At 65.3% G+C, this 22,169-nt stretch carries 24 protein-coding genes and 2 tRNA genes; 15 read left to right on the top strand and 11 right to left on the bottom strand.

What is annotated here, in order from left to right:
* A partial coding sequence (locus AC1RNP_RS16110; RefSeq protein WP_493052297.1) for a biotin/lipoyl-containing protein occupies positions 1-519 on the bottom strand: 519 nt, incomplete at its 3' end.
* Between the two features lie 217 nt (positions 520-736).
* Positions 737-1,507, bottom strand: coding sequence for a DUF2884 family protein (locus AC1RNP_RS16105; RefSeq protein ID WP_493052296.1), 771 nt, complete (start codon positions 1,505-1,507; stop codon positions 737-739).
* 304 nt (positions 1,508-1,811) lie between these two features.
* Between AC1RNP_RS16105 and AC1RNP_RS16100 the strand changes: the two genes are divergently transcribed.
* Entirely contained in the window at positions 1,812-2,456 is a 645-nt protein-coding gene (locus AC1RNP_RS16100; RefSeq protein WP_493052295.1) for an OmpW/AlkL family protein, read from the top strand.
* Positions 2,457-2,655: 199 nt separating this feature from the next.
* Here the strand turns inward: AC1RNP_RS16100 and AC1RNP_RS16095 are convergent, their stop codons facing one another.
* The gene (locus tag AC1RNP_RS16095) at positions 2,656-3,564 is read right to left on the bottom strand and encodes a DMT family transporter (RefSeq protein WP_493052294.1); all 909 of its coding nucleotides are present in this window, start codon (positions 3,562-3,564) and stop codon (positions 2,656-2,658) included.
* Between the two features lie 101 nt (positions 3,565-3,665).
* A complete protein-coding gene (locus AC1RNP_RS16090) occupies positions 3,666-4,721 on the bottom strand; it encodes an NAD(P)-dependent alcohol dehydrogenase (RefSeq protein WP_493052293.1) in 1,056 nt (351 codons plus the stop codon).
* A 168-nt stretch (positions 4,722-4,889) separates the two neighbouring features.
* Between AC1RNP_RS16090 and AC1RNP_RS16085 the strand changes: the two genes are divergently transcribed.
* From AC1RNP_RS16085 to AC1RNP_RS16075, 3 genes are all read left to right on the top strand, one after another.
* Positions 4,890-5,372, top strand: a complete 483-nt coding sequence (locus AC1RNP_RS16085) for a YajQ family cyclic di-GMP-binding protein (protein WP_226469312.1) — start codon at positions 4,890-4,892, stop codon at positions 5,370-5,372.
* A 100-nt stretch (positions 5,373-5,472) separates the two neighbouring features.
* Positions 5,473-6,039, top strand: a complete 567-nt coding sequence (locus AC1RNP_RS16080; protein ID WP_493052292.1) for a DUF1415 domain-containing protein — start codon at positions 5,473-5,475, stop codon at positions 6,037-6,039.
* A 100-nt stretch (positions 6,040-6,139) separates the two neighbouring features.
* A complete protein-coding gene (locus tag AC1RNP_RS16075; RefSeq protein WP_493052291.1) occupies positions 6,140-6,580 on the top strand; it encodes a YcxB family protein in 441 nt (146 codons plus the stop codon).
* 4 nt (positions 6,581-6,584) lie between these two features.
* Here AC1RNP_RS16075 and AC1RNP_RS16070 read toward each other — a convergent pair whose 3' ends face one another.
* Together AC1RNP_RS16070 and AC1RNP_RS16065 are read right to left on the bottom strand one after the other, a co-directional pair.
* A complete protein-coding gene (locus AC1RNP_RS16070) occupies positions 6,585-7,298 on the bottom strand; it encodes a pseudouridine synthase (protein WP_493052290.1) in 714 nt (237 codons plus the stop codon).
* The gene (locus tag AC1RNP_RS16065) at positions 7,295-8,356 is read right to left on the bottom strand and encodes a class I SAM-dependent methyltransferase (RefSeq protein WP_493052289.1); all 1,062 of its coding nucleotides are present in this window, start codon (positions 8,354-8,356) and stop codon (positions 7,295-7,297) included. Before AC1RNP_RS16065 ends, AC1RNP_RS16070 begins: the two co-directional genes overlap by 4 nt.
* A 156-nt stretch (positions 8,357-8,512) precedes the next feature.
* Here AC1RNP_RS16065 and AC1RNP_RS16060 point away from each other — a divergent pair, with 156 nt between their 5' ends.
* Entirely contained in the window at positions 8,513-8,770 is a 258-nt protein-coding gene (locus tag AC1RNP_RS16060; RefSeq protein ID WP_493052288.1) for a hypothetical protein, read from the top strand.
* A gap of 19 nt (positions 8,771-8,789) precedes the next feature.
* Here the strand turns inward: AC1RNP_RS16060 and AC1RNP_RS16055 are convergent, their stop codons facing one another.
* Entirely contained in the window at positions 8,790-11,321 is a 2,532-nt protein-coding gene (locus AC1RNP_RS16055) for an ABC transporter permease (RefSeq protein ID WP_493052287.1), read from the bottom strand.
* Entirely contained in the window at positions 11,318-11,977 is a 660-nt protein-coding gene (locus tag AC1RNP_RS16050; RefSeq protein WP_493052286.1) for an ABC transporter ATP-binding protein, read from the bottom strand. The genes AC1RNP_RS16055 and AC1RNP_RS16050 overlap by 4 nt, the downstream gene beginning before the upstream one ends.
* A gap of 182 nt (positions 11,978-12,159) precedes the next feature.
* Here AC1RNP_RS16050 and AC1RNP_RS16045 point away from each other — a divergent pair, with 182 nt between their 5' ends.
* A complete protein-coding gene (locus tag AC1RNP_RS16045) occupies positions 12,160-12,840 on the top strand; it encodes an arylesterase (protein ID WP_493052285.1) in 681 nt (226 codons plus the stop codon).
* 81 nt (positions 12,841-12,921) lie between these two features.
* Here AC1RNP_RS16045 and AC1RNP_RS16040 read toward each other — a convergent pair whose 3' ends face one another.
* Positions 12,922-13,608 (bottom strand): DsbA family oxidoreductase, encoded by a 687-nt coding sequence (locus AC1RNP_RS16040; RefSeq protein WP_493052284.1) that lies wholly within the window; start codon positions 13,606-13,608, stop codon positions 12,922-12,924.
* Between the two features lie 142 nt (positions 13,609-13,750).
* Complete coding sequence (locus AC1RNP_RS16035; RefSeq protein ID WP_493052283.1) at positions 13,751-14,971, bottom strand: DUF418 domain-containing protein; 1,221 nt, start codon at positions 14,969-14,971, stop codon at positions 13,751-13,753.
* 124 nt (positions 14,972-15,095) lie between these two features.
* On the opposite strand from AC1RNP_RS16035, the gene AC1RNP_RS16030 reads away from it, so the two are divergent.
* Entirely contained in the window at positions 15,096-15,653 is a 558-nt protein-coding gene (locus tag AC1RNP_RS16030; RefSeq protein WP_493052282.1) for a DUF3016 domain-containing protein, read from the top strand.
* A gap of 54 nt (positions 15,654-15,707) precedes the next feature.
* On the opposite strand, the gene AC1RNP_RS16025 is transcribed toward AC1RNP_RS16030, so the two are convergent.
* Entirely contained in the window at positions 15,708-16,118 is a 411-nt protein-coding gene (locus tag AC1RNP_RS16025; protein ID WP_493052281.1) for a hypothetical protein, read from the bottom strand.
* Between the two features lie 198 nt (positions 16,119-16,316).
* Between AC1RNP_RS16025 and AC1RNP_RS16020 the strand changes: the two genes are divergently transcribed.
* From AC1RNP_RS16020 to AC1RNP_RS15985, 8 genes are all read left to right on the top strand, one after another.
* Complete coding sequence (locus tag AC1RNP_RS16020) at positions 16,317-16,601, top strand: DUF4031 domain-containing protein (RefSeq protein ID WP_493052280.1); 285 nt, start codon at positions 16,317-16,319, stop codon at positions 16,599-16,601.
* Between the two features lie 110 nt (positions 16,602-16,711).
* Positions 16,712-17,179, top strand: coding sequence for a peptide-methionine (R)-S-oxide reductase MsrB (gene msrB / locus AC1RNP_RS16015; protein ID WP_493052279.1), 468 nt, complete (start codon positions 16,712-16,714; stop codon positions 17,177-17,179).
* A gap of 29 nt (positions 17,180-17,208) precedes the next feature.
* A complete protein-coding gene (locus tag AC1RNP_RS16010; protein ID WP_493052278.1) occupies positions 17,209-17,613 on the top strand; it encodes a DUF3224 domain-containing protein in 405 nt (134 codons plus the stop codon).
* A 749-nt stretch (positions 17,614-18,362) separates the two neighbouring features.
* Positions 18,363-18,430, top strand: a tRNA-Cys gene (locus AC1RNP_RS16005).
* A gap of 5 nt (positions 18,431-18,435) precedes the next feature.
* Positions 18,436-18,503, top strand: a tRNA-Leu gene (locus tag AC1RNP_RS16000).
* Positions 18,504-18,922: 419 nt separating this feature from the next.
* A complete protein-coding gene (locus AC1RNP_RS15995; RefSeq protein ID WP_493052277.1) occupies positions 18,923-20,044 on the top strand; it encodes a slipin family protein in 1,122 nt (373 codons plus the stop codon).
* Positions 20,045-20,108: 64 nt separating this feature from the next.
* Positions 20,109-20,888, top strand: a complete 780-nt coding sequence (locus AC1RNP_RS15990) for a hypothetical protein (protein WP_493052276.1) — start codon at positions 20,109-20,111, stop codon at positions 20,886-20,888.
* Positions 20,889-20,929: 41 nt separating this feature from the next.
* Positions 20,930-22,150 (top strand): RtcB family protein, encoded by a 1,221-nt coding sequence (locus AC1RNP_RS15985; RefSeq protein ID WP_493052275.1) that lies wholly within the window; start codon positions 20,930-20,932, stop codon positions 22,148-22,150.
* Positions 22,151-22,169: the final 19 nt, after the last annotated feature.

The following is a 22,169-nucleotide window of genomic DNA, read 5'->3' as shown; positions in this document are numbered from 1 at the left end:
CGGCGCCGGCACTTCCATCGTCGCCTTGTCCGATTCCAGCGTGACCAGGCCCTGGTCCTTGGCGACGGTATCGCCGACAGCCACCAGCACCTCGATCACCGGCACGCCTTCGAAATCGCCGATGTCGGGCACCTTGGCTTCCTGCAAGCCGCCCTTGGCCGCGGCTTGCGGCGCGGCGGCAGGCGCGGGAGCCGGCTGCGCGGCGGGCGCCGGCGCGGCTTTCTCGGGAGCCTCGGCTGCTTTCGCGGGTGCGGCCTTCTCTGCCGGAGCCGACGCATCGGCCGTCTCGATCACCGCCACCACGCTGCCTTCCGACAGCGCATCACCGACCTTGACCTTCAATTCGCGCACCACGCCCGCGAACGGCGCCGGCACTTCCATCGTCGCCTTGTCCGATTCCAGCGTGACCAGGCCCTGGTCCTTGGCGACGGTATCGCCGACGGCCACCAGCACTTCGATCACCGGTACGTGATCGAAATCGCCGATATCGGGGACTCGAGCTTCCTTCAAATCGGCCATGCGGCGCTCCGGCGTACGTGGGAACGGCTATTGTCGCCTGACGCGAGGCAAGCGCCAACCATGCGAAAGCCGGAACGGACTTTTGCACGGAATTCGACAGAGGATGATCCGGCGGGGATACGTCGCCGTATTGTCGCGAGGACAACGGCCATGCGGCGACTTCGCCCCACATGCCCATCCCGGCGGCCGGATTCGTGATGCGAGCCGAGGGCTCGCGTCAGAGTGCCGCCGCCTCTCTCCGCTTGAGCTCGGTGCGCAGCAGATCGAGCGGTTTGCCGGCGTGCCGATACTCCAGCGCGTCATCGAGCGCATCCAGCGCGCGCATCCGCTTGCACAGGGTGTCGGCATCTCGCTCCAGCGCCTTGGCGCGGGAACCGACGATGGCTTCGACCCGCTCGTCCAGGCCGTCGAGCCGCTCCAGGCGCTCCGCGTCACCAGTGAACGCCGCATGCAAGGCGCCACCGACGATGTCACCCACCACCATCGGCACCGTCTCGCTCACCGCGTCGCCGATGTGGCGGCCGAACTCGTCGCCGTTGAAATGTGTCGTGCTGATCGAATCGGCCAGTCGCCGGTCGAGCTGCTCGCGCGCTTCGGCAAATTTCCGTTCGACCTGTTCCGGATCGCCGCTGAAGTCCTTGGCCACTTCGGTCAGGGCGATGAAGGCGATGTCAGCGGCCTCGCGACCGATCCGCTGCGTCAGCGGCATCGTCGCGCGCGCCTCGCGCTCGTAGGCGATCAGCCGTTCGCGATCGGCCTTGCTCACCGGCACCCAGGCATCGTCGATGAACAGGCGACCCTGCCGCATCAGCACGAGTTTCGGTTCGCCCGTCTTCCGGGTCAGGATCACGCTTTTCCTGGTGAGCGAGAACGCGTAATCGCTCTGCATCTCGCATTCGATGCGCACATTCGTCCCATCCCCTTTCGCGGCGGCAGCGGTGCCGCAAGCGCACAGCAATGCCACCATCGCCAACGATGAAAGACGCATGGTATTCGCTCCCTCTCGATTGCGTTCAGTCTCTCCTCAGGTTTTTCAAGCGTCGCGTGCCGTTGGTGAGCATGACCTTCGCCATGCATGAACACGGCGCCCACGCATGTAACGCGATGAAATCGTGCGCGCTTTGACATGCGTTTGCTTAACGAGAAGTCAAAGTTCCCTGAACAATCATTTCACGAACAAGGCACGTTCATGTGTGCCTCGCTAGTGTGCGCACTGCCCGATGCTCCGACAGACATATCAAGAACTGGGCATACAAGAAAATACAAACAGAAAACACACAGGAGACTCCCCCATGTCATCCATTCGCACACTGGCTCTTGCCATCGCCACCATCGCCGCCGGCACCGCACCCGCGTTCGCGCAGGACACGGCTTCCGGCGACACCGCGTCCGGCAAGCGTTACACGATCGTCGGCGGTTACTCGCTGACCGAGCCGACCCGCAACCCGGTCGTCGCCAACACGCTCACCGACGTCAAGGGCGGCGGCGCGGCGACGCTGAGCTTCAGCTACAACATCGACGACCATTGGTCGGTCGAAGCCTGGGGCGCCGACAAGATCGGTCACGACGTCAAGGTCAACGGCGGCAAGACCGCCAGCTTCGACTCGCAGCCGTACTCGATCAGCGGCCAGTACCACTTCCTCGATGCGGACAGCACGTTCCGTCCGTTCGTGGGCCTGGGCTACTACGAAGCCAACTACACCAATGAATCGACGGCCGGCACCGGCGTCCTCGCCGGCCAGCGCGTCGGCGTGGAAACGGTGAAGGGTGCCGTCGGCACCGTCGGTGTCGACCTCAACATCAACCCGACCTGGTTCGCGCGTGCCGACGTGCGTTACTTCCAGGGTGATTCCGACATCAAGATCAACGGCGTGAAGGCTGGCGAAGCCAAGCTCAACCCGGTGATGGTCGGTGTGGGCGTCGGCGCTCGCTTCTAAGCGACAACGCGACTTGCGACACGACGACGGGTCCTCGCGGGCCCGTCGTTTTTTATGGGCAATCCAATTTCCGTCATCCCAGCGAAAGCTGGGACCCATGTTGCTTTTGCATCGTTTGAAAGGAAGATCCAAATGGATCCCAGCTTTCGCTGGGACGACGAATGTGAGCGCCTGAGTCAAAGATGCTCCAGAACGCCCCTTACGGCGGCACGATACCCTGCGCGTCCTCCGAACGGACACGCTCGCGCCGGAACAGATACAGGCCACTGACGACGATGATCGCCGCACCGATCCAGGTGACGCCGTCGGGCAACACCTGCCACAGCGTGAGATCCAGCAATACACCCCAGATCAGCGCCGTGTATTCCAGCGGCGCGATCAATGACGCCTCGCCGCGCCGGAACGCCTCCGTCAGCGCCACCTGCGCCAGCGTGCCGATCACGCCGATGCCGGCGACCACCCACCAGTGCTCGGGACGGATCGCCCGCCACTGCGGCCACGCCAGGGCGCCGCAGACGAGCGCCAGGATCGCCATCAGCCAGAACACCATCGACTGCGGGCTGTCGCGCTGCGCCAGCATGCGCACGGTGATGGCGGAGGCGGCGTAGCACACCGCCGCGCCCAGGATCGCCAATCCGCCGAGCGTGAACATGCCCTCGCCGGTGGGCCGCAGGATCACCAGCACGCCGCACAGGCCGACGCCGATCGCGATCCAGCGCCGCAGCCCGACCTTCTCGCCCAGGAACGGTACCGCCATCGCCGTGATCAGCAGCGGTGCCACGAACGTGATCGCATAGGCCGTCGACATCGGCAGCGTGCGCAGGCCGTAGACGAAGCCCAGCATCATCACGACACCCAGCGCACCCCGCAGCAGGTGCAGCGGCCAGTGCACGCGTAGCAGACCGCGAAATCCGATCGTGGCCCACACCCATGCCAGCACCAGCGGCAGCGACGAGGCGCCGCGCAGCGAAGCCACCTGCATCGCCGGATAGTGCGGCGACAGGATCTTGAGTCCCGCATCCATGCCGCCGAACAGGGCGACGGCGACGAGCATGAAAAGCACCGGACCGGCGCGTCGCGGGCCGGCGGGTTCGATGGCATTCGGCATGACGAAACGTTGCCTGTTGCGGCGGCCGCTGGCAAGTGGATGCGGCCTGCAACAGCGCGCCGGCCATGTGTGACCGGCGCGTTCGCCCTAGCAGCGTGCGATCAGGCTGCCTTAGACAGGGAACTGGTGTCGATCACAAAGCGGTAATGCACGTCGCCGTTGAGCATGCGCTCGTAGGCCTCGTTGATCTGCTGGATGCCGATCACCTCGACATCCGAGGCGATGCCGTGCTCGGCGCAGAAATCCAGCATCTCCTGCGTCTCGCGGATGCCGCCGATCATCGAGCCGCCGAGCCGGCGCCGCTGGCCGATCAGCGAGAACGCCGCCACCGGTGCCGGCTTCTCCGGAACACCGAGCAGCACCATGGTGCCATTGGTCCTGAGCAGCCCGAGATAGTCGTTGTAGTCGTGCGGCGCCGACACATTGTCGATGATGAAATCGAACGAGCCGGCCAGACGCTTGAACGTCTCCTTGTCCTTGGTCACGGCGAACGCGGTCGCACCGAGGTCAAGGGCATCCTGACGCTTGGATTCCGACGTGCTCAGCACCGTCACTTCCGCGCCCATCGCCACGCCGAATTTCACCGCCATGTGGCCGAGCCCGCCCAGCCCCACCACGCCCAGCTTGTCACCCGCCTTCAAGCCGTAATGACGCATCGGCGAATACGTGGTGATGCCGGCGCACAGCAGCGGCGCCGCGCGTTCGAGCGGGATGCCATCCGGAATGCGCAGGACGTAGTCCTCGTCGACGGTGATCCGGGTCGAGTAGCCGCCGTAGGTCGGCACGCCGGTACCGCGCTCGCGGCTGTTGTAGGTGGCGGTCATGCCCTCGCTGCAGTACTGCTCCTCACCCGCCTCACACTGCGCGCAGTGGCGACAGGAGTCGACGAAGCAGCCGATGCCGACGATGTCGCCGACCTTGAACTTGCTCGCCTGGCTGCCGACCTTGGCGACGCGACCGACGATCTCGTGGCCCGGCACCATCGGGAAGATCGAGCCACCCCATTCATCACGCGCCTGATGGATGTCGGAATGGCAGACGCCGCAATAGAGGATGTCGATCAAGACGTCGCGCGCGTCCGGCTCGCGGCGCTCGACAGCGAACGGCGCCAACGGGGACTGGGCGGTGGCGGCGGCATAGGCGGGAGTCTTCAGCATGGGGAGCGACTCTTCATGGGGGGGAAACACACAGCATAACGCCGCCGCCCGTCGAGGCTCCTAGACCATTGCTGCAGGGGGCTTGCCCAATCCTGTCATTCTCACGCGTGGCATCTGTGTTTTACTCTTCGCACCCCGCCACGTCTTCACTCGTACCATACGCCCACCATGCCTTCCTTCGACATCGTGTCCGAAGTCGACACCCACGAACTGACCAACGCCATCGACCAGGCCAATCGCGAACTGTCCACGCGCTTCGACTTCAAGGGCGTGGATGCGAGATTCGAACGTGCCGACGCCGTGATCACGCAATCCGCGCCCAGCGAGTTCCAGCTGCAGCAGATGACCGACATCCTGCGCGCGCGACTGGCGGCGCGGAAGATCGACGCGCGCTGCCTGAGTTTCGAGGACATCGAGACCAACCTCGCCGGCGCGCGGCAGAAAGTCACCGTGAAGCAGGGCATCGAGCGCGAACTGGCGAAGAAGATCCAGACCGCGCTCAAGGACGCCAAGCTCAAGGTCGACAGCCAGATCAACGGCGACAAGCTACGCGTCATCGGCAAGAAGCGCGACGACCTGCAGGCGGCGATCGCTGTGTTGCGTGGCAAGGAATTTGAGCTGCCGTTGCAGTTCGACAATTTCCGGGATTGAATGCACCCATGAAATCCGTCCGCCATCCCTGGCGCAGCTTGGCTGGCTTGCGGAACGTCCTGCCCGGCCATCCTTGTCCGGGCGTTCGGAGCCGCGGCCGATGCCGATAGGACATCGGCCAGGCGAGGCCCCTCACCCAATCGCGGACACCCAGCGCTGGGTGGAACGCGCCGTCATCGGCCTCAACCTATGCCCGTTTGCCAAGGCCGTCGTCGTCAAGGGCCAGGTGCGCTACGTGCTCAGCGACGCCGACACGCCCGAAGCGCTGCTGGAAACCCTGGGCGACGAACTCCTGCGCCTGCGCGACACGCCCGCGAGCGAGATCGACACCACCCTGATCGTGCACCCGCACGTCCTGGCCGATTTCCTCGACTACAACGATTTCCTCGACGACGCCGACGCGCTGGTCGCCGAACTCGACCTGGAAGGCGTGCTGCAGGTCGCCAGTTTCCATCCCGACTACCAGTTCGCCGGGAACGAGCCCGACGACATCGCCAACTACACCAATCGCTCGCCCTGGCCCACGCTGCATCTGTTGCGCGAGGAGAGCGTCGAGCGCGCGGTCGCGGCGTTCCCGGATCCGGATGCCATCGTCTCCCGCAATATCGAAACCCTCACCAGGCTGGGCCAGGAGGGTTGGATGAACCTGGGCCACGAATCGGATTAAATGCCGGTCCTGGGCGATCCGGCACCGTGTCGATCGCCGAATCGAGATCCCTGGAATGCCTGCCCGATACCGAGTCTCCGAACAGGACTACGTGAACGCGATGCGGCTGTTTGCCAGACCGACGCCACGTTACCTCTGGACCGCAACCGCAATTCTTCTGGTCGCGATCGCACTCGTCACATGGGGGCCGCCGCTCGTCAAAGCCGGGGCGATCGGCGGCATCGTCGGGGGACTTGTGATCATGCTGGCTTCGTTCGTCACCGTCCCCTGGATGGCGCGACGGCATTACCGGAAGTACAAAGCCATGCATGACGAGTTCACCGTCGAACTCCTCGAAGACGGCGTCCGGTTTGCCTCCAGCCATGCCGACGGCAAGCTCGTCTGGGCCAACGTCCTGAAATGGCGCCAGAACGACGCATTCGTGCTGCTCTATCCGATGCCCAGGATCTTCCACATCCTCCCCAAATCGATCGCGTCCCAGGGATTCGACATCGCCGCGCTGACCGACCGCCTGCAGCGGCATGTCGGCGCGGCCAGATGAGGCATCAGCCCGGCCGTTCGATTTGCGCGGCCGACAGCACACGCCACTGACCGGCGGGCAAGCCATCGAGATCGAGCGCACCGACGGAAACGCGATGCAGCGCTTCGACATGATTGCCGACGGCCGCGAACATGCGGCGCACCTGGTGATAGCGGCCCTCGGTCAGGATCAGGCGCGCCACCGTGGGCGACACCACCTCCAGCGTCGCCGGCAGCAGCGGCGTGGTTTCCGATTCCAGCATCAGCGTGCCGCTGGCGAACAAGGCCGCCTCGTCGCCGCGTAGCGGCTGCGCCAACGTCGCTTCGTAGGTTTTCGACAGATTCGATTTCGGCGAGATGATCCGGTGCAGCAGCGCGCCGTCGTCGGTCATCAGCAGCAGGCCGCTGGTGTCGCGGTCCAGGCGTCCGATTGGCGAAAGCGTCGGCTGCCGCAGCCGGAAGCGCGGCGGCAGCAGGTCATAGATCACGCGTCCGGGATCGCGCGTCGAGCAGGTGTAGCCCACCGGCTTGTGCAGCATCAGCACGATGCCCTGCGGCGGATCGAGCGGCTCGCCGTCGACACGCACGTCCGCATGCGCCACGCGATCATCGGCGTACAGCACTTCACCGTTGGCATCGGTGACCAGGCCGGCGCGGAACATCGCCGCGACCGCCTTGCGGCTGCCGTAGCCGAGATTGGCGATGACCTTGACGAGTTTTTCCGGCCTGGCGGGTTTCATGCGCGCGCCTTCACCGCTTCCACCACCTTGAACCCGCCGCGCTGCGCGACGATGCGCACCGCACCGAAACCCACACCGAGCGCCGTTTCGTAGGGCAGGTGCCGGTTCGCCACCAGCCACAGGCGACCGCCGGGCACGAGCGCCTGCGCCGCCGCCGCGATGAAGGCGCGACCGATATCGGGGCGCTCGGCGCGGCCCTGGGCGTGGAACGGCGGATTGCTGACGATGACATCGTAGCGCTGCGGCAAACCCGTCGTGACATCGTGCCAGCGGAAATCCAGCGATATGTGATCCGCGAAAGATGCGAGATTCGTGCGCGCGAGATCGAGCGCACGCGATTCGGCTTCGTACAGGTCGAGCGACGTAATGCCCGGACAGCGCTGCAGCAACTCGACAGCCAAATACCCGTAGCCGGCGCCGAGATCCGCGGCGCGGCCGCGCAGGTCCGCAGGCAAGTGCTCGGCGAGCAGCGCCGAGGCGGCATCGATGCGATCCCAGGCGAACACGCCCGGCCGGCTGAGGAAACGGCCGTCGACGATCGCGCGCGGCGCATCCAGCCCGCGCCACTGCGCGGCGAGCTGCGCATCGCCCCCGCCTATCTTGCCGTCGCCGGCCTGTCGAGGCTGCGCCCAGAACACCCTGCATTTGTGCTTCGAACGGGACGACACCGTTCCGGCGATCCGCGCCAGATCGTCCTGGCCGGATTTCGCGCCTTCATCGTTGGGCATGCTCGCGATCACGGTCCCGCCCGGCCGCAGGCGCGCGAGCGCCCGCGCGAACAACGCCCGCGCCTCCTCGCGCTGGCGCGGCGGCAGCAGCAATATCAGCGGATACTTCACGTCATCCGGCGCGCGCACCTCGAAACCCGAACGCTGCAAGGCATCGGCCTCCGGCTTGAAGCTCTGCTCGCACACCAGCCCCGGCAGCGCCTGCGCATGCAGCGGCCAGCCGTCGCGCGCGCGCAGGAACAGCGCGCCCTCGCGCGGCCACGCCAGCGTGCCGTCGGTGAACGGCAGCATCAGGGCTTCGAGCGCGGGATCGCCGTGAGGAGCAGGCATGGACTGTGATGTCGCGGGGAGATGAACGCAATTTTAGGCCCGATGCGCCTCAGCCGCGCGTATCGCGGCGCCAGCGCAATCCGAATGCCGGTTTCATGTGTGCCGAACGTGCGGCACGCGAGGATGGCCCGATCCCTTCCCCACAAGGAAACGACCATGCGCGCATTGTTCATCGGCGGCGTCGTGGACAACACCGAAGTCGACATGAGCGGTGAACCACCGCTGCACTACCCACCCCGCACCGGCAGCGGGCAGTCGCGCTACCGCCTGCATCAGATCGGCCGCCAGGACGACACCGTCGTGTACGCGGTCTACGGCGCCCCCGACCTGCCCGACGCGCTCGTGGAACGCATCGCCAGCGAGCGCGGCTACGCGCGGCGTTTCGACGCCCGGGCCGAATCCGTGCCGGGTTGAGGTTCGGATCGCGACGGACTCAGTTGTCCAGCTCGCGCAACGTCACCGACGGCGGTGCATCGAGGATCCGCCGCGTGGCGAACAAGCCGGCGACCAGCGCCGCCAGCATGCCCGCGCCACCGCCGACCGCGGCCAGCGTCCAGTTCGGCTCCCACGGCAGATCGAACACGCGCGCGGCGACCACGCCCGACAGCACCGAGGCCGCGATCGCCGCCACCAGCCCGGACAACAGGCCGATCGCCGCGAATTCCGAGGCCTGCGCCAGCCGCAGCTGACGCCGGCTGCCGCCGAGCACGCGCATCACGCCGCCCTCGAGCAGGCGTTCGTCCTGGCTCGCGCTCACCGCCGCCATCAGCACCAGCACGCCGGCCAGGAACGAGAACCAGAACACCACCTGCACCACGGTGGAGACCTGATCGCCGATCGAGCGCACCTGCTTCAGCACCGCGTCGATGTCGATCACGCTCAGGTTGGGAAAGCGCTGTACGAGCTCCGCCGTGAGGCGGCTGTCACCCTGCGGCACGCTCACCGCCGTGATGTAGCTGGCCGGATAGCCGTCGAGCGCGCCCGGCGAGACGAGCACGAAGAAATTCGGCCGGAAGCTTTCCCAGTCGACGCTGCGCAGACTGGTGATCGTGCCAGCGAGCCGTCGCCCGGCGATGTCGAAAACGATGTGGTCGCCGAGCTTCCAGCCGAGCGAATTCGCAAAACGCTCCTCCACCGACAGTTCGGTCTTCGCCGGACGCCGCCCCTTCTCCCAGAAGCGTCCGGCGACGATCTCGTTGTCCGCGCGCAGCGTATCGGCGAAGGACAGGTTGAATTCGCGATCGGCGCGGCGCTGCGCCTGGCGGTTGTCATCGGGATCGGCATCGGCGCGTTGCGCGTAATCCTCGCCACGCACCGGCTTGCCGTTGCGTTCGAGCAGGCGCCCGCGAATCATCGGCACCAGCGCCGGTGTCGAGATGCCGTGCGCAGCGATGAATTCGCGCACCGGCCGCACCTGATCCTGCTGCACGTTGATGATGAAACGGTTGGGTGCGTTCTCCGACAGCGACACCTGCCAGCGATCGAGCAGATCGGTGCGCACGAAAGTGAGCAGCAGCAAGGCCATCAGGCCGAGGCCGAGCGCTGAAATCTGCGCGATGCTAGTGCCGGCGCGGCGGCTGACATTGGCCAGGCCGTAGCGCAGGCTGCCACGCAAATGCTTGCGCAGACGCCGCACGACCAGGATCAGCAGGCCCGCCACCAAGGCCAGCACGGCGAAAGTCGCCGCGACGCCCGACAGCATCGCCGCGGCCAGTTCGGCGGAACCGGCCTTCCACCACACCAGCGCGGCCAGTCCGGCCAGCCCCGCCAGCAGCACGGCCCAGGCACTGGGCTCGGTGGCATCGAGATCGCGACGCAGCACGCGCAGCGCCGGCACGCGGCGCAACGCCATCACCGGCGGCGCGGCGAAGGCGATCAACACAACCAGACCGACGCCGAACCCTTGCAGCGCCGGCAGCCAGCTCGCGGGCGGAATCGACAGCGACAACGCCTGCGCCAGCCACGCGCCCACCGCCCATTGCAGGACGAAGGCGATCAGCACGCCGATCGCGCTCGCACCGATGCCGAGCAGCAACATCTCACCAACATGGATACCGACCAGACGACGCTGGCTCGCGCCAAGGCAACGCATCACCGCCGCCGCCGACAGATGCCGTTCGCTGTGCCGCCGCGCGGCCATCGCCACAGCCACCGCCGCCAGCACCACCGACACCAGCGCGGCGAGACCGAGGAAGCGCCCGGCACGATCCAGCGCCGATCGCACTTCCGGACGCGCATCGTTGATGGTTTCCAGCCGCTGCCCACGCGCGAGCTGCCCGCGCGCCGTGCGCACGAAGCCTTCCACCGCGCGCGCATCGCCCGCGACGATCAGCCGATAGCGGATGCGGCTGCCTTCCTGCACCAGCCCGGTCGCCGGCAGATCGGCGAGATTGAGGAAGGCCTTCGGCGCGACGTTGAAATAATCCATCGCCGCGTCCGGTTCCTGCACCACCAGCGCCGCGAGCTTGAGCGTCACCTTGCCGATGATCACATCGTCTCCGGCTTTGGCGCCGAGCGTGTCGGCGCCGGCCCGGCTCATCCATAACGTCCCGCGCGCAGGCACACTTCCGGCATCGTGCTCACCTTGCGCATCGAGGATGCGAAACACGCCGCGCAACGGAAACCCGTCGCCGAGCACGCGCAACTCGCCCAGACGCAGATTGGCGGCACTGCCGGAGCCGACCCGGATCATGCTCTGGAATTCCACTGTCTCCGTCTGCCGCAGCCCGTCCGCGCGCGCACTCGCGCGCAAGGCATCACCGATCGGCGCATCGCCGCGCACCACCGCGTCGCCGCCGAGCAGACGGTTGGCCTCCAGCGCCAGCGCACGTTCGGCGCGATCAGTGACGAAACCCACCGCCGTCACCGCGATCACCGCCAGTACCAGCGCGGCGAACAGGATGCGGATGTCGCCGGCTTTCATATCGCGGCGCAATTGCCGCCACGCCAGCCTCAGCCAGGTCATGACGTCACCAATCGTCCGCTATCCAGGCGCAGGCGCCGGCTGCAGCGCTCGGCGAGGTGTTCGTCGTGGGTCACCAGCACCAGCGTCGTGCCGGCATCTGCGTTCATCGCGAACAGCAATTCGATGATCGCCTGTCCGGTGTGCGTATCGAGATTGCCGGTGGGCTCATCGGCGAACAGCAGCGACGGCTGCGTCACGAAAGCGCGCGCCAGCGCCACTCGTTGCTGCTCGCCGCCGGAAAGCTGGCGCGGATAGTGATCGAGCCGTCCGCCCAGCCCCACCTTTTCCAGGATTCCGCGCGCCGGCGTCTCCGCATCGGTGTCGCCGCGCAGCTCCAGCGGCAGCATCACGTTCTCCAGCGCCGTCAGCGAGGGCAGCAGCTGGAAGCTCTGGAACACGAAGCCGACCTTCTCCGCGCGCACCCGCGCCCGGCCGTCCTCGTCCAGCGACGACATCGGCGCGCCATCCAGCTGCACCTCGCCCTTGCTCGGCCTGTCCAATCCCGCCATCAGCGACAGCAGCGTGCTCTTGCCCGAACCGGAGGCCCCGATGATCGCGACGGTGTCACCTGCCGCGATCGTGAAACTCACGTTCTCGAGGATGGTCAGTTCACCCGATGGCAGCGCCACGTGTTTGCCGAGATCGGAGACCTGCAAAGCGGTCCTGGTTTCAGTTGCGGGGGAAGGGCCGCGCTCAGCCGATGCCCTATCGGCATCGGCTGCGGCCCTGAACGCCTGGCCAGGGATGGTCAGGCCGGACGATCCGGAATCGTTATGCTGCGCCATGGATGGCATCGATCCAAAGTGAAAGAAGGGTTGAAAATCGGATGAAAACTTGTATGACGAAGTTCACCTATGCGGCATGGCGCAAACGGTTTCAATGGGCCATTGGTTTGGTCCTGCTGTCGGTCACGGTGGCCGCGCAGGCCCAGTTCAGCGAAAACGCCGCCGGCAAGGCCCAGGCGCCGGCTGTTCCGACCGTCCTGGTCATGGGCGATTCGCTCTCGGCCGGCTACGGCCTGGCCGCCGATGAGGGCTGGGTCTCGCTCACCGCCGCGCGTATCGCCAAGGAACGCCCAGCGTGGCGCGTCGTCAACGCCAGCATCAGCGGCGAGACCAGCGCCGGTGGCTCCTCGCGCATCGTCGCCGAAGTGCTGCGGGTGAAGCCGAAAGTGGTGGTGATCGAACTCGGCGCCAACGACGGCCTGCGCGGCCTGCCGCTGCGCGAGATGCGCCGCAACCTCGCGCGCATGATCGGCGCCTCGCAGCACGTCGGCGCCAAAGTGCTGCTGATCGGCATGCGCATTCCGCCGAACTACGGCGCGGAATACACGGAAGGTTTCGAGCAGGTGTATCTCGATCTCGCGAAACTATTTAACGTCGAACTGCTGCCCTTCCTGCTGCAGCCAATCGCCGCGGACCGCGGCAATTTCCAGGATGACAATCTGCATCCGATCGCAGCGGCGCAGCCGAAGCTGCGCGATCACGTCTGGACCGCGCTCGCACCCCTGCTGAACTAGAAATCGCCCCGACAGACAAGTCCTGCTTTCGCTCGTCATTCCCGCGAATGCGGGAATGACGAGCAGATTTACGCAATTCCTTTAGCTCGCACCGTTACCGGCAGCAGACGTGGCCGACAACTGCCGAATCGCGCGCTCGAACTGCTCCACGGGCTGTCCGCCCTGGATCAGATGGCGCTCGTTGAAGATGACCGACGGCACCGCGCTGATGCCGTTGCCGCTATAGAACTGTTCGCGCTCGCGCACCGCCTCGGCGTATTCGCCGGAAGCGAGCACCTCGCGCGCCCGCTCGGCGTCGAGACCGACGGAAGCGGCGATACGCGCCAGCGCCTCGTGATCGGACACGTTCTCGCCATCGCTGAAATACGCGCGCAACAGGGCATGCTTGAGCGCGCGCTGACGATCGAGATCCTGCGTCCCGGCCCAATGCAGGAGACGATGCGCATCGAACGTGTTCCAGATGCGGCGACGGCGCTGCATGTCGAACGAAAACCCCAGGTCGGCGCCGCGCGCGCGGATCGCCTCGCTGTTCTGCTTCACCTGCGCCTCGCTGATCCCGTACTTTTCGACGAGGTGATCGATCACGTCCTCGCCCGCATCCGCCAACCCGGGATTCAACTCGAACGGCTGGAAATGCAACTCGATCCTCGCCGCATCGCCGACGCGGGCGATCGCCTGTTCCAGCGACTGCAAACCAATCGCGCACCAGGGGCAGACCACGTCGGAAACGAAATCGATGCGGATGGACGGACGGCCGTCACTGGTCATGCGGAAATCTCCGGGCGCCGAGGGGCGCTCAAAGCGCTATTAGGCGCCCGCGCACGCATTCGAAAAAGGAAGCCCCCGCAACGCAGCGTTGCGACATGGCGTTACGACTTCGTTGGAATGAGCGTTATGCGGACGTAGCGGCCTAGTCCGTGGCCGACACCGGCCGCATCGGTTGCAGGCGACCGTAGGTCAGCGTGCGCCAGAGCCATTCCATCGGCCCGAACCGATACCGCGCCAGCCACCAGCGGCTCACCACCATCTGCGCGCCGAACAGCAGCACCCACAGCACCAGCCAGGAAGCCGTTCCGAACTTCGGCCCGATCCCCAGGCCGATGCCGTAGAACACGCTCGTGCAGACGATCGTCTGCATCAAGTAATTGGTCAGCGCCATACGGCCGGCCGGCGCGAAGTGCCGCAGCCAGCGTTTCCAACCCTCGTGCAGGAACAGCAGCACGAACACGATGCCGAAAGCGATGCCCAGCAGCAGCGGCCCGGCATAGCCGATCACGCTCCAGGCGACGGCACCCGGCCCCTCGGCCAGCATCGGCACGGCCTGCTTGATCGAGGCCTGCGCGAACTGCAACCCGGTGGCGATCGCGCCGAGTGGCAGCGTCCACGCCAGGATGCGCTTGAGCAACGGTCGGTGCGCCTCCGGTTCCTGCAACAGCCGGCGACGTCCCGCCCAATAACCGAGCAGGAAGCGGCCCAGTGCGAAACAGCCCAGCCACAGGCCGCCGATCGGGTACCAGCGCCGGATCGATTCGATGTTCGCTCCCAGCGACACGTCCCATGACGGGGACAACAATCCTTGCAGCACGGCGGCATTGAACTGCTCGCGCGGCATGTACGCCCCCATGCTGGCGATCAGTGCGGGCCGCAGCGCGGCCGTCGCGCCGAGCGAAATCAGGAATCCGCCCCAGACCAGCCAACGATCCGGCCATTTCCGGAACAGGATCAGGGCAAACCCGGCGGCTGCGTAGATCAGCAGGATGTCGCCGAACCAGTACGCCGAATGCAGCACGCCGATCGCCAGCAGCACCATCATGCGGCGCAAGAACACACGCAGACCATCCGCTCCACGCGCCTGCGCGCGCTCGAACTGCATCGCGAAACCGAGTCCGAACAGAATCGAGAACACGGTGACAGCCTTGTGCGTGAGCACCAGCTGCAACGCCACGTTCACCACCTTGTCGAAGCTGGCTGTCGGCAGCGCGGCCTGCGCCTTCTCGTTCAAATACTGGTACAGCGAGAAAGCCGACAGGTTGGCCAGCAACACGCCGGCCAGCGCGAAGCCGCGCAGCGCATCGATCAGCTCATGGCGCTCGGCACGGGAATGGGGGGCGATGGGGGCGTCTGGCGGCACCGCGGCACTTTACCCGGGCCGATCCATGAATGCGAAGCAACGGTCCATGCGACCGTGACCGAAGAGCATTGCGGGGCAGCGGGCCGAGGCAGAGAATCAATCCATATCGCCAAGGAGCGATGCCATGAAGACTTCCGCTTTCACTGTGCTGCTGCTCGCCGGCCTGCTGTCCGCGGGCAACGCCGTCGCCAGGGTGTCCGACGTCACATCTCCCGACCAGCCGCGACAGCTGCCGGCCTCCGGTCCCGTCGAGGTGAAGTGGGACGATCCGGCGAAGTTCACCGAAATCAGGCAAAGCAACAACCGTTGGGAAGCCCGGCGTGGCGACTGGGTGCGCCAGATCGCCCAATACATCCGCACCCGCGCCGAGAAACGCCTGGCCCCGGGCGAGCATCTGGATGTCACCATCCACGACATCCGCCGCGCCGGCGACTACGAGCCCTGGCACGGACCGAATGGCGATTCGATTCGCTACATCCGCGACATCTATCCGCCGCGGATGACGGTGTCCTTCCAGCTCACCGGCGCCAATGGCGAGGTGATCGCGCAGGGCGAGCGTAAGCTGAGCGACCTGTCGTTCATGACCAACACCGCCTCGCCCAGCAACATCGATCCGTTGCGCTACGAGAAGCGCCTGATCGACGACTGGCTGCGCAAGGAATTCAAGCCGAACGGCGTCTGATCGAACCGGCTCACCCGAACCATCGATCCCAGTGACGGCGGCCGCGTGCCGCCGTCATGGCATGCGATGACGCCACGGCCCGATGCCGTCGTAGCCGTAGCCATATCCCGCGCCCGGCCCGTCGATCTTCTCCACGTACAGATCGAGATTCAATCGTGTCGGATGCTCGTCGCCGAACGTCTTGCCGATGTTGATGTGGGCGCTGTTGTACGTGGTGCTGCCCAAGCCCTTGCTGTAGCCGATGCCGGTGGTGAAGCTGCCGTGGATCTGCGCCTTGCCATCATCCGCGGCGGCGATGTCCTCTCCGGTTTCCGGGGAACCGGTCCCGGGCGGCGCATAGGGCACGCCGAAACGCGTGCTGTCGGGCAGGCTCAGATCAAGGTCGCCGGCATGAGCGGCACCCGCGACGGGAAGGAGAAGCGCACTGGACAAAAGCGCACCGCACAAAACGAACGACGGCTTCATGGCATGGCATCCGGAAAGGAAGCGGCCTCGGAGGAACGATGCCCGCTTGGCGGGCAGCCGGCATTCCCTGCATGGCCCGATCGACACTAGCAGTCCGATGTTGAACCTGTGCTTGCCGGATCGGCGCATGTGGCGCGCTGGTATCGGCGATACTTCAGGCCATGCCCACTTCCACCTCTGTTCGGACCGGCTGAACACATGAGCGTCTATGTCGACGATGCCGTCATCAGCTGGCGCGGCCGGCGCTGGGCGCATCTGATGGCGGACACACTGGAGGAACTGCACGCTTTCGCCGCGCGCCTGGGCATCCCGCGGCGCGCGTTCCAGAACAAGACCAGCGGCGCGCATTACGACATCCCCACCGAACTGCGCGAGGAAGCCCTGCGCCTGGGCGCCATCGCCATCTCGCGCCATCGCGATCGCGAACAGGTCCGCGCGGTCATCCGCCGCGCACGCGCGCAGGGGCGCGGCGAAGCGGACTGAGCACAGCCCATGAGTACGATGGACGTGCTGCCCACCGCGTGCATAATCGCGGAACCGGCCGACGCGCCACCCCGGCGCATCCCGACACCGACACGCCACGGCACGCCGACATGAGCAGCTTCGACCTCACCCCACCCAGCGATGCGCAGCGCAGCGCGATCACCGCGAGCCTCAGCGACGAAGAGCGCCACGTACTGCTCGCGCATGGTACGGAAGCGCCATTCTGCGGCGTGTTCCTCGACAACAAGCGGGAAGGCGTCTACGTCTGCCGCTTCTGCGGACTGCCGTTGTTCCGCTCGAGCGCGAAATTCGATTCCGGCACCGGCTGGCCCAGCTTCTTCGAACCTTATGCGCCGGAACACATCCGCTATGTGCGCGACGACAGCTACGGCATGGTGCGCGTGGAGGAAGTCTGCGCACGCTGCGGCAGCCATCTCGGCCATGTGTTCCCCGATGGCCCGCCGCCGACCGGGCAGCGTCATTGCCTCAACTCGGTCTCGATGGGATTCGTCGCCCAAGGCGACGCCCTGCCCGACCCACTGCAACGTGACGAGGCCGAAACAGGATCAACGGATTGAATGGACTGGATCGAATGGACTCCGACCTCATGACCCGATACGCGCACGGCACCTTCACCGTCACCATCACGCCACTGCCGAGCGAGGAAGGGATCGGCGATCCTTCGATCGGCCGCATGGCCCTGCAGAAGGTTTTCGAAGGCGACATGGTCGGCAGCGCGCATGGCCAGATGCTGGCCGTGCGCAGCGACGTGAAGGGTTCGGCCGGCTACGTCGCGATGGATCGCGTCGCGGCGACGCTCGATGGACGCAGCGGCACCTTCGCGTTGCAGCACAGCGGCATGATGGATCGTGGCACGCCACAATTGCGCATCTCCGTCGTGCCGGATTCGGGCACCGGAGAACTTGCCGGCATCGCCGGCACGCTCGATATCGAGATTCGCGACGGACAGCATTTCTACGCCTTCACATACCTACTGCCCGACGTGGAATAACGACAGCGCACGGTGATCGAGTGCATTCGCATTCGTCCGCATGACATAACCGTTCGTCGGCTTGCAAAAAAATTATTAAAAAACACTTGCGCGTTTTAAAACGAACGCGTAAGGTGCGCGCCCATTCGCATTCCGCGATTTTCCAACACACGAATTCCCATGAAACCCCGCCCCAACAACGCAATGCAGCTCTGCACGTCGCGCGAACATCGCGACGCGGGCCTGTACGCGCTGCCATTCCATGGCGGGCGGCTGGACGGTTTCATCCCCATCGACTGATTTTCCCTCGCGGAGATCGGTCACCCCGATCTCCGAGGAACGCGAACGCCCTCGGATTCAAAACCCGGGGGCGTTTTCTTTTGTGCGTTCGTTATTGGGCAGTCCGCACATGGATGTGCGGTTTTCGCGGAGGGATCCGCATAGGAGTCAACAAGTTACGCACGATCATTCGCATCCTGAGCATCCGGGCTAGGAATGCCCGAGGACAAGGAGGTTCCCGCTGTGAGGCGCAGCTGTTCGACAGCATGATGCGCTGTGCCCTGATGCCGGGCACGGGCGGTGGGCGATGCATGCCGATAAAAAGCGAGATCGCGCGAAAAAAATTGGCGTCTTCGACGAGACGCCAATGCGAAACATGATTCGAACGGTTTCCTGCGGTACGGGTTCCCGGCTTCTGAACGGAGCGGGCCCGTCCGGTGCGCGCGGCGCTGCCGTGGCGTATGCCCGAGGCCGGGAGAAAGTGTTTCGCGATGACGGTAGCTCAGAGGTTAGAGCAGCGAGCAATGGTTCGCGGTCGCCGGTTCGATTCCGGTTCGTCACCCATGGATAGCTCAGACGGGTAGAGCATCGGTTTTAGATACCGACTGTCGCGGGTTCGATTCCCGCTCCAAACCATGACCTGTCACGTCATGACCCGGGACGAAAGTCCCTCACCAGGAAACGTCCCGTGCGGCGTTTCGCCAAGCAATGTGCTTCGGCGCATCTGTGCAACGGAACGACGCAGCGGTGGTATCGCCGGGCTTTCGCCCTCGCAACGCGCGGGCTGATGCCGGAACGCGTGGCTTGCAGTACCTCGCAGTCGCGCCGGAACGCATCGGCCTCCACGTGAACAGCGCGATCGCTTCGCGATATCGACGTCAAGGGACGTTTCCACCTTACATGCGAGTCCTCGCAAGTCCCTGCACCTGACTGCACCGACGGCGCAGTCCGAGACGTGGATTCTTCAGAAAAACGATGCGAGAACCGATCCTTCGCATCGATGTTCCCCTCATGGATCGGACCACCAGAGCCAACAAGGAAAACAAAAGCCATGTTCTGGACCAAAAGGGTCGTGATCGGCGACGGCGAGCGCGGCCTGGTGTATCGCAACCGTCAATTCGAGCGAGTGCTCAACGCGGGCGTGTACCGCATCTACGACCCGCTGAACCGGGTCGAGGTGACCGTACACGGCATCGCCCAGCCGGAATACGCCGGCCGCGATGTCGATACGCTGATCGCATGCCTGGGCCCCGATCTCGGTGCATGCTTCGTGCTCGCCGACCTCGGCACCGACGAAGTCGGTCTCGTGCTGAAGAACGGCAAGCTCGAGGACGTGCTCGCACCGGGCACGCGCAAGCTGTACTGGCGCGGCCTGGTCCGCGTCGAAGTGCAGCGCGTGTCGATGTCCGACAGCCTCGAAGTGCCCGCCGAAGTCGTGCGCCGTCTGCGCCAGCTCGGCCGTCTGTCCTCGGTCGCGGCGGTGACGGATGTGCCGGCGGAATTCGCCGGTCTCGTCTTCATCGACGGCAAGCTCGCGCATGTGTTGCCGCCCGGCGCCTACGCCTTCTGGAATTTCCGGAAGAACGTCGTCGCCGAAGTGATCGATCTGCGCGTGCAGTCGGTCGAGGTGTCGGGCCAGGAGTTGCTGACCCGCGACAAGGTGTCGCTGCGCGTCAACCTCGCCGCCAGCATGCGTGTGACCGACCCGGTCGCCGCGCGCACCAAGGTGGCGAAGTTCGGCGATCACCTGTATCGCGAGTTGCAGTACGGCCTGCGCAAGGCGGTCTCCGCCAAGACGCTGGACGAACTGCTCGGCGACAAGGCCTCGCTCGACGCCGACATCTTCGCCTACGTGCGCGGCAAGGTCGACGAGTTCGGTCTCGAGATACTCGGCGTCGGCGTGAAGGACGTGATCCTGCCGGGCGAGATGAAGGACATCCTCAACAGCGTCGTGCAGGCGGAGAAGGCGGCTCAGGCCAACGTGATCCGTCGTCGCGAGGAGGCGAACGCCACGCGTTCCCTGCTCAACACCGCGAAACTGGTGGAGGAGAGTCCTGTCTTGATGCGCCTGAAGGAGCTCGAGGCGCTGGAGAAGGTCACCGAGAAGATCGACAAGCTCACCGTGTTCGGCGGCCTGGATGGCGTGCTGAAACAGCTGGTGACCATGAAGTAAACCCGTGCGGCGGCAAGGAATCCGCCGCACGGCCATGATCAACCCATCGAATGGAAACAATCTCATGCGCAACGACATGTACAAGGTGATCGTGGAGCGTCCGCGCCGAGGCGGTTGCACCACCTATGGCTGGCGCCAACTGCACGACATCGAGGAGTCGCCACGCCACGAAGGCCTGCGCAAGCGTCATCAGAATCGCAAGTGGCTCAATGAGAACCTGCGCCCGCTGGAACGCTTTCTGGCTTCTCAAGCTGGTCGCCCGTGGAGCAAGGTGTATGCGGAGATCTGTGAACGCATCGATCGCCGCAATACGGTTCAGCAGCACATCCACGAGCACCTCTCCGGTTTCGTCGCCATGAAGGTGGTCGAGCTCGAAGGCGTGCTGTGTTACGAACGCCATTGGTCTGGCCTTGAGCCGCTCGAGCGATATTGGGCGCCGGCGCTTTATGTCGACCCCGTGACAGGCTTGTTGCGACCCAATCGCCTGCGCGAAAAAGCAAGGCGACAGTACCGTGAAAATCATCTGCGGAAAGCCAATTCGGTCCCGCCTCATCGCCGCGAACTGGACGCGATGCACCAGCTGCATCGCATCAATGGCATCTGGTATTGGATCGAGCTGGCCTCGATCGACAAGGCCGAATCGGGCAAGTCTCCCGCATACGACGTGCTGCGCCAGCTCGAAGTGGAAAAATGCCCAAAAGCGACGAACAAGAAAGGCATCGCCAGTAATCGCACCCTGTTTGGACGAGACGATGTCTATGCCTGCAAGAAACGTCAGCTCAACGCTCGCGAGCTGCGCGAGTACGACCTGAACAACGGCGATGGCCTGGACGTCAGGAACTGACGACGGAATCGCCGTAGCATCTGAAAGACAAGGAAATTCCAATGAGTATTCAAAATTACGAACTGCTGCACGCCGAGGGTAGCACCACGCCGATCAAGGGCTGGGTGCGCGGCGTGCCGCTGGAGGAGCAGGCGCATGCCCAATTGCGCAACATCGCCGCGATCCCGTTCGTCGGGCCGTGGGTGGCGGTGATGCCGGACGTGCATCTGGGCAAGGGCGCGACGGTGGGTTCGGTGATCCCAACCCGCGGCGCCATCATCCCGGCCGCGGTCGGCGTCGACATCGGCTGCGGCATGGCCGCGGTGCGGACCACGCTGCGCGCGAACGATTTGCCCGACAACCTGGCGCAGCTGCGTTCGAGCATCGAGCGCAGCGTGCCGGTCGGCAACGGCGTGCATGGCGAGCATCGCCGCCTGCCGGACAGTCTCGAGACGCGCCTGGCGCAATCGGAGCTGATGCCGCGCCTGGAGGCGATCAAGGCCAAGCACCGCAAGATCCGCACCGACAAGATCGATCGCCAGATCGGCACCTTGGGTGGCGGCAACCACTTCATCGAGATCTGTCTCGACGAGACGGATGCGGTGTGGGTGATGCTGCACAGCGGATCGCGCGGTACCGGCAACCTGATCGGCACCTACTTCATCGAGCGCGCGCGCGAGCAGCTGGCGCATCGCGTGCTCGGCTTCCATCTGCCGGACAAGGATCTGGCCTTCTTCATGGAAGGCGAGCCTTTGTTCGACGACTACGTGGAGGCGGTGTCGTGGGCGCAGGACTACGCACGCGCCAACCGCGAGGCGATGATGGCGCGGGTGCTGCGCGACATGCGTCACCGTCTGCCGAAGTTCCAGTTGGAGAAGATGGCGGTCAACTGCCACCACAACTATGTGCAGAAGGAGATGCATGGCGGCGAGGAGTTGCTGGTCACCCGCAAGGGTGCGGTGAGCGCGCGCGCGGGCGAGCTGGGCATCATCCCGGGCAGCATGGGTACGCGCAGCTACATCGTGCGCGGACTCGGCAATGCGGACAGCTTCCACAGCTGCAGCCACGGCGCCGGCCGCGTGATGAGCCGCACCCAGGCGCGCAAGCAAATCACCTTGAAGCAGCACCGCGAGGCCACCGCTCACGTGGAGTGCCGCAAGGACGAGGCGGTGATCGACGAGTCGCCGGCCGCCTACAAGTCGATCGACGCGGTGATGGCCGCGCAGAACGACTTGGTGGAGGTGGTGCACACCTTGCGTCAGGTGGTGTGCATCAAGGGGTGAGCCAAAGCGAGCTTAGCGC

This window comes from Luteimonas sp. GW821-FHT14E02, assembly GCF_058803905.1.
The sequence above is the reverse complement of the archived record's forward strand: the minus strand, read 5'-3'. Positions and strand labels throughout refer to the sequence as shown.